General features: G+C 38.4%; 11 protein-coding genes. 8 read left to right on the forward strand and 3 right to left on the reverse strand.

What is annotated here, in order from left to right:
- The first annotated feature begins 101 nt into the window (after positions 1-101).
- A complete protein-coding gene (gene ilvD, locus J3U00_RS04675; RefSeq protein WP_065733774.1) occupies positions 102-1,952 on the forward strand; it encodes a dihydroxy-acid dehydratase in 1,851 nt (616 codons plus the stop codon).
- On the forward strand, positions 1,945-3,486 hold the full coding sequence (gene ilvA, locus J3U00_RS04680) for a threonine ammonia-lyase, biosynthetic (RefSeq protein ID WP_267331726.1): 1,542 nt from the start codon (positions 1,945-1,947) through the stop codon (positions 3,484-3,486). The genes ilvD and ilvA overlap by 8 nt, the downstream gene beginning before the upstream one ends.
- A gap of 298 nt (positions 3,487-3,784) precedes the next feature.
- Here ilvA and J3U00_RS04685 read toward each other — a convergent pair whose 3' ends face one another.
- Complete coding sequence (locus J3U00_RS04685) at positions 3,785-5,086, reverse strand: hypothetical protein (RefSeq protein ID WP_267331727.1); 1,302 nt, start codon at positions 5,084-5,086, stop codon at positions 3,785-3,787.
- 1,061 nt (positions 5,087-6,147) lie between these two features.
- Here J3U00_RS04685 and J3U00_RS04690 point away from each other — a divergent pair.
- Together J3U00_RS04690 and J3U00_RS04695 are read left to right on the forward strand one after the other, a co-directional pair.
- Positions 6,148-8,511: a membrane-bound PQQ-dependent dehydrogenase, glucose/quinate/shikimate family gene (locus J3U00_RS04690; RefSeq protein WP_267331728.1), complete on the forward strand. Its 2,364-nt coding sequence runs from the start codon at positions 6,148-6,150 to the stop codon at positions 8,509-8,511.
- Between the two features lie 399 nt (positions 8,512-8,910).
- Positions 8,911-9,771, forward strand: a complete 861-nt coding sequence (locus J3U00_RS04695) for a hypothetical protein (RefSeq protein WP_267331729.1) — start codon at positions 8,911-8,913, stop codon at positions 9,769-9,771.
- Between the two features lie 249 nt (positions 9,772-10,020).
- Here J3U00_RS04695 and J3U00_RS04700 read toward each other — a convergent pair whose 3' ends face one another.
- Positions 10,021-10,941, reverse strand: a complete 921-nt coding sequence (locus J3U00_RS04700; protein WP_065733765.1) for an L-lactate dehydrogenase — start codon at positions 10,939-10,941, stop codon at positions 10,021-10,023.
- A 330-nt stretch (positions 10,942-11,271) separates the two neighbouring features.
- On the opposite strand from J3U00_RS04700, the gene J3U00_RS04705 reads away from it, so the two are divergent.
- The 4 genes from J3U00_RS04705 to J3U00_RS04720 are packed head-to-tail and all read left to right on the forward strand — an operon-like array spanning position 11,272 to position 14,770.
- Positions 11,272-12,192, forward strand: a complete 921-nt coding sequence (locus tag J3U00_RS04705; protein WP_065563387.1) for a metal ABC transporter substrate-binding protein — start codon at positions 11,272-11,274, stop codon at positions 12,190-12,192.
- A complete protein-coding gene (locus J3U00_RS04710; RefSeq protein ID WP_081303320.1) occupies positions 12,192-13,088 on the forward strand; it encodes a manganese/iron ABC transporter ATP-binding protein in 897 nt (298 codons plus the stop codon). Before J3U00_RS04705 ends, J3U00_RS04710 begins: the two co-directional genes overlap by 1 nt.
- Positions 13,089-13,943, forward strand: coding sequence for a metal ABC transporter permease (locus J3U00_RS04715; protein ID WP_220225774.1), 855 nt, complete (start codon positions 13,089-13,091; stop codon positions 13,941-13,943).
- Positions 13,940-14,770, forward strand: a complete 831-nt coding sequence (locus J3U00_RS04720; protein ID WP_324169889.1) for a metal ABC transporter permease — start codon at positions 13,940-13,942, stop codon at positions 14,768-14,770. Before J3U00_RS04715 ends, J3U00_RS04720 begins: the two co-directional genes overlap by 4 nt.
- A 35-nt stretch (positions 14,771-14,805) precedes the next feature.
- Here the strand turns inward: J3U00_RS04720 and dnaB are convergent, their stop codons facing one another.
- Complete coding sequence (gene dnaB / locus J3U00_RS04725) at positions 14,806-16,233, reverse strand: replicative DNA helicase (RefSeq protein WP_267362479.1); 1,428 nt, start codon at positions 16,231-16,233, stop codon at positions 14,806-14,808.
- Between the last annotated feature and the right edge of the window lie 19 nt (positions 16,234-16,252).

Below are 16,252 nucleotides of genomic sequence, written 5' to 3' on the forward strand. Positions count from 1 at the left end.
CAGAAAAAACTGCGGTGTCGTCATTATTTAACGATTTATTAATCATAGAAATACGTACCGAAAGAAATCGGTCGCTTGCATAAAAAAATTGGGAGCAACAAATGCCTAGATATCGTTCAGCAACCTCGGTTGAAGGTCGCAACATGGCGGGCGCCCGCGCTTTATGGCGTGCAACAGGCGTAAAAAATGAAGACTTTGGTAAACCCATTATCGCGGTGGTTAACTCATTCACACAATTTGTACCGGGTCATGTTCACTTAAAAGATATTGGTCAACTGGTAGCAAAAGAAATTGAAGCATGTGGTGGCATTGCCAAAGAATTTAACACAATTGCTGTCGATGACGGTATCGCCATGGGGCATGGCGGTATGCTTTACTCACTACCCTCACGGGAACTGATTGCCGATTCCGTTGAATACATGGTTAACGCTCATTGCGCCGATGCCATGATCTGCATATCAAACTGTGACAAAATCACCCCCGGCATGTTAATGGCGTCACTACGTCTAAACATCCCAACTATATTTGTATCAGGCGGACCGATGGAAGCGGGTAAAACCAAACTATCTGACAAAATCATCAAACTCGACTTGGTTGATGCCATGATCCAAAGTGCCAATCCAAATGTTAGTGATGCTGATAGTGAAGCAATTGAACAATCGGCTTGTCCAACTTGCGGATCATGCTCAGGCATGTTTACTGCTAACTCAATGAACTGCTTAACCGAAGCATTAGGTTTATCATTGCCGGGGAATGGTTCACTGGTTGCGACACACAAACAACGTGAAAAACTCTTCTTAAATGCCGCTAAACGCATTGTTGAAATCACCAAAAGTTATTACGAACAGGATGATGATTCGTACTTACCGCGATCAATAGCCACCAAAGCGGCCTATGAAAATGCCATGTCGCTCGATATTGCCATGGGGGGGTCAACCAATACCGTATTGCACTTACTTGCCACTGCACAAGAAGGTGAAATCGACTTCACCATGTCAGACATTGACCGACTATCACGCAAAGTCCCTCACCTATGTAAAGTAGCGCCAAGTACAGCTATCTATCATATGGAAGATGTGCATCGCGCTGGTGGTGTCGTCTCCATATTATCAGAGCTGGACAAAGCCGGATTACTTAACCGCAATGTCCACAACGTGCTTGGTCTAAACTTACAAGAAACGTTTGCAAAATACGACATCACCCAAACCACTGACGAAGAAGTCAAAAAAATGTATCGCAGTGGTCCGGCAGGTATTCGCACTACCAAAGCTTTTTCACAGGATTGTTACTGGGATACGCTTGATGACGATCGCCAAAACGGCTGTATCCGCGACAAAGCACATGCTTATAGCCAAGATGGCGGACTAGCAACCCTATACGGTAACGTAGCCGAAGATGGCGCAATCGTTAAAACGGCAAGTGTTGCAGCTGAAAATTTAGTCTTCCGTGGCCCAGCTAAAGTCTATGAAAGCCAAGAAGATGCGGTTGATGCAATCTTAGGTGGACGAGTCGTTGAAGGTGATGTAGTCGTCATCATCTATGAAGGACCAAAAGGTGGACCAGGGATGCAAGAGATGCTCTACCCAACCAGCTACCTAAAATCAATGGGTCTTGGCAAAGCTTGTGCATTAATTACCGATGGTCGATTCTCTGGTGGTTCATCAGGCTTATCCATTGGTCACATATCGCCAGAAGCCGCCAACGGTGGCGTGATTGGTTTAGTTCGAGATGGAGATATTGTCGATATCGACATCCCAAATCGAAAATTAAACATCCTCGTACCTGAAGATGAATTAGAACGTCGTCGCGTAGCTGAACTCACTCGCGGTGATAAAGCCTTTACACCTCATAACCGTAACCGTTATGTCTCATACGCACTAAAAGCTTATGCAAGCTTAGCAACCAGTGCTGACAAAGGTGCGGTGCGTGATAAAAGTAAATTAGGTGGTTAACGTGAATAATAACAAACTAACCGGCGCTGATTATCTAAAAGCCACGCTATGTAGTGCGGTATACGATGTCGCTCAAGTGACACCACTAGAACATATGGAAAAAATCTCCTCTCGCCTAAAAAACCAAGTGTTTGTTAAGCGAGAAGATCGCCAACTCGTTCACAGCTTCAAAATACGGGGCGCGCAAGCCATGATTGCCAGCCTAACGCCGGAAGAACGTAAATGTGGCGTGATTGCTGCATCAGCCGGCAACCATGCGCAAGGTGTCGCGTTTTCAGCCACAAAATTAGGCATCAATTCCCTCATTGTCATGCCATTAACCACAGCAGATATTAAAGTCGAAGCGGTAAAAGGATTTGGTGGAGAAGTGCTACTTTATGGAGCCAACTTTGATGAAGCCAAAGCCAAAGCAATGGAATTAGCCAAAGAACAAAACCGTATATTTATTCCCCCTTTCGACCATCCCCTTGTCATAGCAGGGCAAGGCAGTATCGCCATGGAACTACTGCAACAAAATGCCAAACTTGACCGCATCTTTGTCCCCGTTGGGGGTGGAGGGCTTGCAGCCGGTATTGCCGTATTAATCAAACAAATCATGCCATCAATTAAAGTCATTGCGGTTGAACCTGAAGACGATGCCTGCCTAAAAGCAGCACTCATTGCTGGTCATCCCGTTGACCTTGATCGCGTGGGCTTATTTGCTGAAGGCGTCGCGGTTAAACGAATTGGTGACGAAACATTTAGACTTTGCCAACAATATATCGACGACATAATCACTGTCGATAGTGACGAAATTTGTGCCGCCGTTAAAGATCTATTTGATGATGTGCGCGCCATTGCCGAACCGTCTGGCGCAGTGGCGTTAGCGGGAATGAAAAAATATGTTGAACAAAACAACATCTGTGGCGAAAACTTAGCCCATATTCTATCCGGCGCTAACTTGAACTTCCACAATCTACGCTATGTATCAGAACGTTGCGAGCTAGGCGAAAAACGCGAAGTCCTGTTAGCGGTCACGATTCCAGAACAAAAAGGCAGCTTCCTCAAATTCTGCCAACTGCTCGGTGGTCGTGCTGTGACCGAATTCAACTACCGTTATCATGACGACAAATCAGCTTGCGTGTTTGTTGGCGTTAAAATTGCCAAAAGCAACGAAAAAGACGAAATCATGCAAGAACTGACCGCAGCCGGTTATCAAGTTGTTGATCTAACCGATGACGAAATGGCAAAACTGCATGTCCGTTACATGATTGGAGGCAAACCGTGCCAACCGATTAATGAACAAGTCTACAGCTTTGAATTCCCTGAATCACAAGGCGCACTACTCAAATTCTTACAAACCTTGGGTACCAATTGGAATATCTCAATGTTCCATTACCGTAGCCACGGCACCGATTATGGTCGCGTGCTAGCCGCCTTTGAAATCGACAACGCCAGCCACAGCACCTTTACCAAACATTTAACTGAATTGGATTACGGTTTTAATAACGAAACAGAAAATCCTTCACTTAAACTATTCTTAACCGGTAAATAATTCAACCGCCCCAATCAGGGGCGGATTTTGTCTCAACACATTATAGATTAACGATTAACTAATTATTAACCATGCTATTTTATTATTGATAAAAAGATTGGATTAATTTTAGTCAGATCAATGACTGAAAAACCCCGCTCCTTAACTTTTTTCTTCAAAACGTCTAGAAATTAATCCTCATATCAGGTAGTTCAAGCATCTCTACAAAATCGCATTTCATCATTAACTATATGACTAAACTACACTTTTTAACGCTATAGTTCCTTCCCCTATTCCCTCTTTCAAGAAATTAAAAAGGCTAAGGCGAGACACAGAGCATGGGACTAGAACTCTTAATGGAAAAACGTGTTATCGAACCATTTCTCGGACTAACGGCAAATTTACGGTTCTGAGTAGGAGTTATTGATGATTTACGGCCTTTTAAAGGAGGCATTATTCCATCACTAGTCCAGTAGTAACTGAGGTCAAAAAAACCGATGTTATTATATGAGTGCGTTGAGCCCCACTCACTAAACAATCCTGCACCAATTATACGCTGAAAGTAATTATTAGGTGATGAAGGTATTGCGCCGACGGCACCTTTACACTCACTACGAGAATTTATCCCATTACAAGAAGCATTAGTTAAATCTTTAACCGTAGCTAAACGTAAACGTTGATCACTACAGATAGATGATGCTTTATCATAAGTATAAGCTTGGTTAGAAGGATAAAACCACTGCTTTAATACAAAACCATATTTAATGACAGCTTTACCACTATTATCGCGACCGACTAACTCGAATGTTTGTGGCAATGTAGGCGGCTTAATTGCAGGAATCTCAACAGCAAAATTGCTAGAATTCCATCGGGATTTAGTTAAAACCGGACCGGTTAAAGTGACGCGTACACCTGTCGCTGTAGAACTAGTCATAGTAGCAGTGATGCCATCATGCGAGACAGGAGCCCAAGATAAAGCCTGATTACTACCAGCAATGTCTAAGTCAAAATACAAATTGTTAGTGCCAGTAGTTGGAAAATTTAAACCATAAGATGACGGCGTAATTGATTGAAGTAAAAAGCCCTTAGCAGGGTTCCAAATAGAAGCAGGACCAGATACGTGATTAAAATAATGATATTCATTCTCAATAATTAAATATCTTAAGTTAGGCCTAGCAAAACAAACCACAGCCCCTGCTTGTGGATTGATATAATAAGTAACATTACTTGCGCTGAAAATACGACTACTTGGAACGCCATAACGAGTACTTAATGTGCCGTCAGTGCTAGCTAATTTAACCTGATAAGGCGCCTTGCAAATATCTGGAACAGTATGACGCGTGACAGGTTGATTATTTTTATCAACGATAGATAAACTTAAACTACCAGTAGCGGTAACGTCAGTATCACCATCATCATCTCCCCAATAATTATAAGGTGGGCCGATAAGAGAGCTTAAAGCGACTGAATTAGTATAAGCAGGAACCAACATATCAATATCAGCAAAACTTTGACCCGCAACAGGCAACACGATTGGCGTTGTAACGGAAGTATTAGTTGAAGGCGTATATTTAACACCATTAGATAACGTAATCCCAAGCAAAGCATCAGTATCAACCACACGAGTACGACCACCATCAAAGGTTAAATAAGGTGCGCTACCTTGAATCGGATTTTTTGTAGTCTGTGAAGTTAATGCGAAGCTAGAAAAAGGATGTAAAATAACCGAACCTAAAAGAATCCACCAAGATAATTTAAAAGAATAAGAGGATCGAAAAGCGGATCGCGCGATAATTCGCAGAATTCCACATAATTGCGTGGAAAAATAAATCTCGGTGTAAAATGAACGTTGGAAGCTGAACTTAGACGAATTTAAATTAGAGGTTAGCCAAGTTGCCTGTTGCCTGTTGCCTGTTGGAAATTATAAAACATTTGCGACAATCCTGTCAAGTAATTTTATGATTTATTTGAAATTTTATACTTTTACATTAAATTTTAGTTTCTTAACTAAAACCGTGTAAAAAGTATAGTGATTGGAAAAACACGATGCAACACTTTTTTTCACTCAATTACGTTAGCTTTCGTAAATATGATCTAAAAAGGATCTGACTATTAATTGGTTAATTACTGTTTTAATTAAATATATTGCAATTACAAATCTTTAAAATTTGGTATGTTGATCCTGAAAAATTTTATTTTAGTGTTTAAAATCGTCGTTTTGATCATTTAATAACTTTTTAAAGTAGAATTTATAACCTAAAAAACCTGCTCCTCAACTTTTTTGAGTTATAAAAAAATCAAGAAATCCTTTCAGTTTGTTTAAACTGGCGAAACATTCAATCAGACTAATATGCTTTATATGATAAAAGTATGCGTTAACTTTATGCTAATAATTTGATTTTTAACCATAAAATTTATTATTTTGGGATATTAAAATACGTGAATTTTAATCGCAAAAAAGTCAAAAAAATTTTTCATGCCCCTATTGTTTTTCTCAATGATTGAGAGCATATTAATTGCATATTTATCAGACAAGTTTTTGCCTTGTTGATGGATGATGATAAATAATTAAGGAGTTCATCTTTTACCCCCGTCGTTTTCTACCATTACTCATTAAACATCGTCAAATTAACTGAGAAATTTAATCAATAGTAAGATTAATATTAAGTATAAGGATTATTCATGATAAAGATAAATGGTGCTAAAAAATTTTATTTATGGCTTGTTGCCACAATTTTATTAATCAGCGGGCTGTTTTTGACCATTAACGGTGTGCGACTTGTTGCCGTTGGTGGTAGTTGGTATTTTTTATTAATGGGGTTGGTGCAAATCGTTTCCTCATTTCTTTTATTTAAGCAAAACACTAAAGGTGCATGGCTTTATGCTTTAGCTTATGCCTTAACAATTGTTTGGGCATTATATGAAGTTGGTTTGCAGTTCTGGCCGTTATTTTCTCGTTTAATGGTATTTGGTGGTTTTGCAATGCTTATTGCATTTGCTTATCCAACATTAAAGAAACATGAAACAGGCGATAATAAAGCTGGCAAAGGTGGGTATGCTGTCGGTATTTTTATTTTTGTTGCGCTTTGTGTTTCGCTCGGATTTATGTTCCAGGAACATAATGTGATTAAAAATGCAGTACCTTTAGCCAACAATCAATTGAAACCTACAGACAATCTGCTTGATTGGAGACAATATGCGAATACCACTAAAGGGACGCGTTTTTCCGGAGCGGATCAAATTAACAAAGAGAATGTAAAAGATCTTCAAGTCGCATGGACTTATCGTACCGGTTATGTGCCTTATAACAGCGGTTCAGGTCCGGAAGATCAAAATACGCCATTACAAATTGGCCAAAATGTTTATCTCTGCACCCCAACAAATATTGTGATTGCTTTAGATGCAGATTCAGGTCAACAAAAATGGCGCTATGATCCTAAAGCATCAACTCCAAACTGGGAGCGTTGTCGAGGCTTAGCTTATTATGAAGATAGTTTAGATAATGTTAGCAATAGTAATGCGACTTGTTCAGCTAGAATCATTATGAACACTATTGATGCCCGTTTAATGGCAATCGATGCCAATACCGGTAAATTATGTGAAGATTTTGGTGATAAAGGTGTTGTGGATCTTAAGAAAAATATGGGTGATATTCCGCCAGGCTATTATGAACCGACTGCTGCACCGTTAGTAGCCAAAGATGTTATTGTTGTTGGTGGACGGGTTGCCGATAACTTTTCAATCAATGAACCTGGCGGGGTAGTTCGAGCTTTTGATGTTCATTCTGGTAATTTGGTTTGGGCGTGGGATCCAGGTAATCCAAATATCACCGATGTACCACCTGCAAATGAAACTTATACTCGCGGTACCGTTAATGTTTGGGCAACAACAGCTTACGATCCAGAGCTTGATCTTGTTTATGCTCCAACCGGTAATGCAACCCCAGACTTTTTTGGTGGTGGCCGAACTCATTATGATGATGATTTTAATTCGTCTATTGTGGCTTTAGAACGTAAAACCGGACAAATTCGTTGGACATTTAGAACGGCTCATCATGATTTATGGGATTATGATTTACCTTCCCAACCATTACTTTATGATATTCCAAATGAAAATGGTGGCGTGACAAAAGTCATTGTACAAACCACAAAATCCGGTCAAATTTTTATGCTTGATCGCGTAACGGGTAAACCTGTTGCAGAAGTCCAAGAAAAACCTGTTCCGCAAGGTAATGTTCCGGGTGAATATTATTCTCCGACTCAACCATTTTCAGTGGGGATGCCTTCAATTGGTAATGAAACCTTAACTGAGTTCGATATGTGGGGAGCAACACCATATGATCAGCTTCTTTGTCGTATTGACTTTGTTGGTTCTGAATATCATGGTCTGTTCACTCCGCCGGGTATGACTAAAACGTTACAATATCCAGGATCGTTGGGTGGTATGAACTGGGGTAGCGTGGCAGTTGATCCTCAAAACAATTTAATGTTTGTTAATGATATGCGTATTGGCTTGAAAAATTGGATGATTCCTCAAGATCAAATTCCGAAAAATTCAAGCGGGATTGAGATGGGTATTGTTCCACAAAAAGGAACACCATTTGGTGCAATGCGTTTAAGATTTACCTCACCTCTTGGCGTTCCATGCCAAAAACCACCGTATGGTACAATGACAGCTATTGATCTTAAATCACGTCAAGTAGTTTGGCAAAAACCTTTAGGCACTGTTATGGATACGGGTATTTTAGGTATACCTATGCATTTACCTGCTCCAATCGGTATGCCGACCATTGGTGGACCAATGGCGACTAAGTCAGGTTTATTATTCTTTGCTGCTACGCAAGATTTTTACCTAAGAGCCTTTGATTCGGTTACAGGTGAAGAAGTTTGGAAAGCGAGATTACCGGTGGGTAGTCAAGGTACTCCAATAACCTATATCTCACCAAAAACAGGTAAACAATATATTGTGATTTCCGCTAGTGGCGCAAGACAATCTCCTGTGCGTGGCGATTATGTTATTGCTTATGCATTGCCAGATAAAAAATAGTTTTTGGCAAAATAGATAAAATAAGCTTAATCTAGAAATGCCATTATATCGTTTAGTGTTAACGATATAATGGCAAATAAAATACAATCTAGTCAGTTTAATTTAACTATTCTATTCAACTAAACCTGATACCTTTCTTAAATTCATTGGCGAAATTGCTGCTATCACAACACCACTTTCCATTATTTCTATAATTTCCAATAATTATCCCATTACTAAATGCTTTAGTCTCGATCAATAAGATAAATCTGGATTTTTGGTCAAAACTAATGCCATAATTTATCTACATAATTAAATAGTTATGAAGATGTAACATTGCAGAAAGAAAAACTTATTTCATGAAATATACTGACTGCAAAAATTGTAAATATTTAGCAATAAAAAGGATTTTATAGGAAAATGAAAAAAATAGTTTCTACTTTATGTTTAGCCATATTTTTTACTCTGTTTAACACTCATGTAGTGTTTGCCAATGATAACTCATATAATCATAGAAAGCATTTTGATTCCTTCGATGACTTCTATCAAAGTTTACCTGTTTTATCTATGCCTATTGATAGCAATAATACCGTCACTGGAATATATGTTGATAGCAAATTTTTCCATTTCGATGATGATGATTATAGCTATTATGATAAGCCTATTGTTGAAACCGACAACTATTTTACGCTAAAAAATCTAAAAGCTATTGGTCGCTTTGAAATGGGTGATATCAAATTCATACTCTATGATTTTACTTTTGATGGTATAGGCGAAGGTTTCAACGAAGATATCAAATTAATTAATGCTTTTGACAAAAATGGAAAATATCTAGATGAATTAATGGTAGCGGGAAAAACTGGACATGAAGATCACATATTTTACTTTTCATCCACGATTAAAGATCAGCTATTTCATATTAAACTAGACGCTGTTTATGAACTCGGCTATGTAGCGGAGGTAAAAGACGATATCTATCAATATAAAAAAGCTATTGATTTAACTTATCAGTTTCATGACAATCAGTTTTGGTTACAAGCCTCTCCGGTAAACTGTCAAACTGAAAATTTACAGCAATATTTGAATAAACTTACCAAGCAACAGTTTGCCGATATTGATGATATCGTGTCATTTAGTCATTATATTGACTGTTATCCTATATCCGATAATTTACAAACATATAAACAAATAGCTGATTATATTAAAAATTCTATTAATTATTTTCTAAGTACTGCTGAATTGAAAAAATTGCAGGAAACAATTCATCTTATTGAGGAGTAAGAACGTCATTATCCAAAGATGGCGCACTGACTGGTTATCTCTTTGAGTGTGTTCAATGTGGTAAGAAAAGATTGCATATTAATTGCAACAAAATGACTATAGACCATTTTTATGACGTTAATTTACCCAATCATCAAAAATCAAATTGTACAAGAAGCCGATTTATTAATCGGCTTTAAATAGAATCAGATAAAATGCTTATCGCTATTGGCTGATAAAAGTATGACATAAGTTTTAACTTTAATAAGATTAATTAATATGTTGAATATAACCTTTCACAATATTAATACTTGTATCAAATAGCTGTTTTTCCTGATCGTTAAAATCAAGTTGTATCACTTTTTTAATACCATGCTGATCTAAAATTGCCGGTACCCCTATAGCGACATCTTTATACCCATATTCACCCTCTAAAATACAACTTAATGCTAATGCTCGATGGCTGTTGGTGAAAATGTGTTGGCAAATTTCAGCAATCGTGCTGGCAATGCCGTATTCGGTGCAGTGTTTGTATTTGACGATTTCAAAGCCTTTATTTTTAGCTTTAGTACCAATGTCAGCAAAATTAATTTTATTTTTTTCAAGTTGATTAAGATTTATGCCATAAATTGAAGAGTGTGACCATACCGGAAATTGTGAGTCACCATGTTCTCCCACAATAAAAGCATCAATACTTTGTGGTCCGATATCCATTTGTTCGCCGAGTAATCGTCGCAGGCGAACTGTATCGAGCCAAACACCCGTACCAATGACGCGATGACGAGGTAAACCAGATAGTTTCCAGACTTGATAAGTAATTGCATCACACGGGTTTGTGGCAATTAGGAATATGCCTTTGAATCCGCTTTTCATCATGTTGGGAATAAGATTAGCCATGATTTTAGATGTGCCTGACAGCTCTTCTGCCCTGCTTTTTTGTGCCAGTCCTGAGGTGACAGTAATAATGGCTATATCGATATCAGCACAGTCCGTCGATTCACGTAAACTGACTTTTATCATGTTTTGGCGATAAGCGGCGGCATCGAGTAGATCTTGTGCGTGACCGTAGGCTAAGTCTTTATTAAGGTCGACTAGTGCGATCTCTTCACAAAATCCACGATTGACTAATGTATAAGCGGTGGTTGAACCGACATTTCCTACACCAATAATCATTACTTTACGTAGTTTCATATTTAGCCTCGTTATTTATAAGTTGTCATTCTACTTTTTTGATGGAGTGCGATATCATCTCCAGTTTAACACTACATTATCTATCGTTCTAATAGATGTAGCTGGCTACGCTTTTTTTGTATTTTTGTTTAATATTGAGTAATAAAAAATTTGACTTTTATTTTATTAATGATAATAATTCTCATTAACATTTAAAATATCATTTTTGCATTTTTAAAGTAATAAGGAGTGATCTAGAAAAGGATTTCGTACATTTCTGATCGTTTATCTACAGCTTATTTTCTGTACTTGATTGAGTTCGAACAGATAGTATACAATAAGGATTAATCAATGAAATTCAATTTTTTTAAAAGCCGTAAGACATTATTAAATGCGATTTTAGCATCGCTACTGGTTTTGACGGGTCTGACCAATTCATCATCAGCTGATGAGAAAAAATTTAAAGTAGTTACCACATTTACTGTTATACAAGATATTGCCCAAAACGTGGCTGGTGATGCCGCGGTTGTGGAGTCAATCACTAAAGTTGGCGCCGAAATTCATGAATACGATCCTACACCACAAGATATTAATAAAGCACTGTCTGCCGATTTGGTGTTGTGGAATGGTTTAAACTTAGAACTTTGGTTTGAACGCTTTTTTGAAGATATTAAAGATGTGCCTTCAGTTGTCGTAACAGAAGGCATTGAGCCAATGCCGATTCAAGAAGGTAGCTATAAAGGTAATCCAAATCCTCATGCTTGGATGTCACCAACACTTGCTTTAACTTATGTCGAAAATATTCGTGCGGCTTTGGTTAAATATGATCCGAAAAACGCCGAAATATATAATAAGAATGCCGCAGAATATGTGGCAAAAATTAAGGCGCTTGATGCCCCACTTCGTGAGCGTTTAGCTAAGATCCCTGAATCACAGCGTTGGTTAGTGACCAGTGAAGGCGCTTTTAGTTATTTAGCACGTGATTATAATCTTAAAGAGGCGTATCTCTGGCCAATTAATGCCGAGCAACAAGGTACACCTAAACAAGTTAAGCATCTTATTGATTTAGTACGTGCTAATAATATACCTGTTTTATTTAGTGAGAGTACGATTTCTGATAAACCTGCTAAGCAGGTAAGTAAAGAAACTGGCGCTACTTATGGTGGTGTGTTGTATGTTGATTCACTTTCTACTAAAGATGGCCCTGTTCCTACTTATATCGATTTATTAAAAGTGACGGTTGAAACAATCGCTAAAGGATTCGAAAAATAATGACTCAAATTTGCTTAAATGTTGATGATATTACCGTGACCTATAATAATGGTCATACAGCAATTCATGATGCGAGTTTTCGTTTGAATGGTGGCACTATCTGTGCACTTGTCGGCGTTAATGGTAGTGGGAAATCGACACTATTTAAAAGCATTATGGGGATGATAAAACCCACTAAAGGACAAGTGACGTTTAATGATATTTCGGTAAAACAAGCATTAAAGCAAAATATTATTGCCTATGTTCCTCAAACTGAAGAAGTCGATTGGGATTTTCCGGTTTTGGTATCGGATGTGGTGATGATGGGGCGTTATGGTCATATGTCTTTTTTACGAATACCAAGTAAGGAAGATAAAAGACAAGTCGATCTGGCACTAGAACGAGTCAATATGTTGGATTTTAAGCATCGCCAGATTGGTCAACTTTCTGGCGGTCAAAAAAAACGTGTCTTTTTAGCTAGAGCTTTGGCTCAACAAGGTAAGGTGTTATTGTTAGACGAGCCATTTACGGGCGTTGATGTGAAAACCGAAAATGCCATTATCGATCTGCTTAAAGATCTTCGTGATGAAGGCCATTTGATTTTAGTTTCTACCCACAATTTAGGTAGTGTGCCAGAGTTTTGTGATCAGGTAGTGTTGATTAATCAAACCGTGTTGGCTTTTGGTGAAACTAAAACAACATTTACCCCACAAAATTTGATGATGACATTTGGTGGCGCACTACGTTATTTAAGCTTGTCTGGTGAACAATTACACCAAGATGAAGATCCTCGTAAAATGTCTATTTTAACTGATGATGAGCGGGCAGCTATATTTTATGGTGAAGGCAATGATGACTCGGCTCACAAAGATTTTCTAGTCGAACCAACTGTTATTGAAACTAAAGGGCAACACTAAATGGAACTGCTTCTTGAACCTTTTACTTATGGCTTTATGTTAAAAGCCATTTGGGTAAGTAGTATTGTTGGTGCAGCTTGCGCATTTTTGTCGGCGTTTTTGATGTTAAAAGGCTGGTCTTTAATGGGCGATGCCCTTTCGCACTCAGTAGTGCCCGGTGTGGCGGGTGCTTATGCGCTTGGCTTACCTTATTCAGTGGGCGCTTTTTTTACCGGTTTGTTAGCGGCTTTATCAATAACAATTGTACGTGCTTTCACTCGTTTAAAAGAAGATGCCATTATTGGTTTTATCTTTTCGACCTTTTTTGCTATCGGTCTTTTAATCATTTCACTAAATCCAACTTCTGTTAATGTGCAAACTATTATTTTTGGTAATATTTTGGGAATTGATGATAGTGATATGTGGCAAGTGCAAATTATTATTTTAGTTTCACTGATTTTACTACTGTTTTTTTGGAAGGATCTGTTAGTGGTCTTTTTTGATGAAACTCATGCTCGTTCAATTGGCTTAAAACCATTACAGTTAAAGATTCTTTTTTTTACTATTTTAAGTGCCTGTACTGTTGCTGCACTGCAAACGGTCGGTGCAATCTTGGTCATAGCGATGGTAGTAACCCCTGGCGCGACGGCTTACTTACTTACCGATAGATTTTCACGGTTGTTAATTATTTCAGTTATCATCGGTGCGCTGACGAGTGCAATTGGCGCTTGGATCAGTTATTTCCTTAATGGTGAAACAGGTGGTGTGATTGTGACATTACAAACTTTAGTCTTTTTGGCAGCATTTTTATTTGCACCAAGACAAGGGTTGATTTCACGCCGAATCAGCCAAGCAAGACAAGGAGGTTCAGTATGATATGGGAACTTATTTATCATCCTCTTACAATTCCTTTTGTTCAACGTGCCATTCTAGCTGCGCTAGCTACTGGTATTGTTTGCGCCCTACTGTCATGCTTTTTAGTGTTAAAAGGCTGGTCGTTGATGGGCGATGCTATTTCTCACGCGGTATTACCCGGTATTGTACTTGCTTATTTAGCTGGGATCCCTTTAATAATTGGTGCATTTGCGTCGGGGTTATTTTGTTCGGTTGCTACTGGTTACATTAAAGATAACAGTCGAATAAAGGAAGATACTGTAATGGGCATCGTTTTTTCGGGAATGTTTGCTTTTGGTTTAGTGCTGTTTTCTAAAGTGGAAACGTCGCAACATTTGAATCATATTTTATTTGGTAGTGTGTTGGGAACAAGCTATCAAGAACTCATCCAAATTATTACGATTGCAAGCATTGTTTCGATTTTAGTTATCATTAAACGCCGTGATTTGATGCTGTATTGTTTTGATGCCGTGCAAGCAAGAGTAGTTGGTTTGCCAGTTAAATTATTACATTACGGTTTATTAAGTATTTTAGCATTGACTATTGTTGGATCACTTAAAGCTGCAGGTGTTATTTTAGTTATTGCGATGTTAATTGCGCCTGGCATAACCGCATTTTTATTGACTAAATGTTTTGAAAAGATGTTAGTGATTGCAGTAATTGTATCGGTATTTTCGACAGTAACTGGTACTTTAATCAGTTTTCATATAGATGCGTCAACCAGTGCTTGTATTGTGATTTTACAAGCAGTGATTTTTACTCTTGCCCAGTTTTATCGGATCTACGCTAATAAAAAAATAAGGCGTTAATTGAAGTATTGTTTTTCACATTTACGATACTTCAATTATTCGTCATCCAAATATTTACCCGCATCAGCGTAATTATCAAACCTTGAGAATTGACCTTGGAAAGTTAAGCGTACTTTACCAATTGGACCATTTCGCTGTTTACCTAAGATGATTTCTGCAATACCTTTATGTTCTGATGCTTCGTTATATACTTCGTCACGATAGATGAACATAATTACATCGGCATCTTGTTCGATAGATCCTGATTCACGTAAGTCGGAGTTAACAGGTCGTTTATCGGCGCGTTGTTCTAAGCTTCGGTTTAGCTGTGAAAGAGCGACGACCGGAATTTGTAACTCTTTGGCTAATGCTTTTAATGAGCGGGAGATCTCGGCGATTTCAAGCGTTCGGTTTTCTGATATGTTTGGTACTCGCATCAGCTGTAAGTAATCGACCATGATCATACTTAATCCTTTATGTTCACGGTAAATTCGTCTTGCTCGTGAGCGTAGTTCCATAGGAGTTAATCCTGATGAGTCATCAATGTAGATGTTTTTCTTTTCCAGCAGTAATCCCATGGTGCTCGATATTCTTGCCCAATCATCATCTTGTAGTTGGCCTGTACGAATACGAGTCTGATCAACACGTGATAACGAGGCCAGCATACGCATCATAATCTGTTCTGATGGCATTTCTAAACTAAAGATTAGTACCGGCTTATCTTGCATCATAGCAGCGTTTTCACAAAGGTTCATCGCAAATGTGGTTTTACCCATTGATGGACGAGCTGCAATAATAATTAAGTCTGAACGCTGTAATCCTGCGGTTTTTTTATCTAAATCAAGGAAGCCGGTTGAGACCCCTGTCACGCCATCATGTGGGCGCTGGAATAACTCTTCAATTTTTGCGACGGTAGCTTCTAGCACATCGGTAATATTTTTCGGTCCTTCACCCTGCTTAGTACGGCTTTCGGCAATTTGGAAGATTTTGCTTTCAGCTAAGTCTAAAATTTCGGTACTGTCTCGGCCTTCAGTTGAGTAACAGTTATCAGCAATTTCATTTGAAGCACTAATCAGTTCCCGCAATATCGCTTGCTGGCGAATAATGTCGGTATAAGCCACTACGTTAATGGCGCTTGGTGTGTTTTTCGATAACTCAGCTAAATAAGCAAATCCACCCACATCAACAAGTAAGTCTTTACTTTCTAAGCTTTCAGACAAAGTGATTAAGTCAATCGGGGTACCACGACTGACTAAGGTATGCATTTCTGAAAATATGAGTTGGTGATGACGAGAATAAAAATCACGGTCGGTAATCATTTCAGCAACAACATCCCAACGCTGATTATCCAGCATTAGGCTACCAAGCACAGCTTGTTCTGCCTCGATTGAGTGAGGTGGTAATTTTATATTTTGTACTTTTGATTTTTTTGCGTCTTGATTTTTGAGTTCTTTATTTGAATCATCAGTATTCATTGCATTCATCTTTTTATTTAATTTAATC

Source organism: Gilliamella sp. B3127 (assembly GCF_026536935.1).
In the GTDB taxonomy this organism is placed as follows: Bacteria; Pseudomonadota; Gammaproteobacteria; order Enterobacterales; family Orbaceae; genus Gilliamella; species Gilliamella apicola_E.

Bases quoted from the DNA above. Each gene is read 5' to 3' on its own strand.
- J3U00_RS04690 (WP_267331728.1), top strand. From the start codon at position 6,148: ATGATAAAGATAAATGGTGCTAAAAAATTTTATTTATGGCTTGTTGCC.
- J3U00_RS04720 (WP_324169889.1), top strand. From the start codon at position 13,940: ATGATATGGGAACTTATTTATCATCCTCTTACAATTCCTTTTGTTCAA.
- J3U00_RS04700 (WP_065733765.1), bottom strand. From the start codon at position 10,941: ATGAAACTACGTAAAGTAATGATTATTGGTGTAGGAAATGTCGGTTCA.
- dnaB (WP_267362479.1), bottom strand. From the start codon at position 16,233: ATGAATGCAATGAATACTGATGATTCAAATAAAGAACTCAAAAATCAA.
- J3U00_RS04705 (WP_065563387.1), top strand. From the start codon at position 11,272: ATGAAATTCAATTTTTTTAAAAGCCGTAAGACATTATTAAATGCGATT.
- J3U00_RS04715 (WP_220225774.1), top strand. From the start codon at position 13,089: ATGGAACTGCTTCTTGAACCTTTTACTTATGGCTTTATGTTAAAAGCC.
- J3U00_RS04695 (WP_267331729.1), top strand. From the start codon at position 8,911: ATGAAAAAAATAGTTTCTACTTTATGTTTAGCCATATTTTTTACTCTG.
- J3U00_RS04710 (WP_081303320.1), top strand. From the start codon at position 12,192: ATGACTCAAATTTGCTTAAATGTTGATGATATTACCGTGACCTATAAT.
- ilvD (WP_065733774.1), top strand. From the start codon at position 102: ATGCCTAGATATCGTTCAGCAACCTCGGTTGAAGGTCGCAACATGGCG.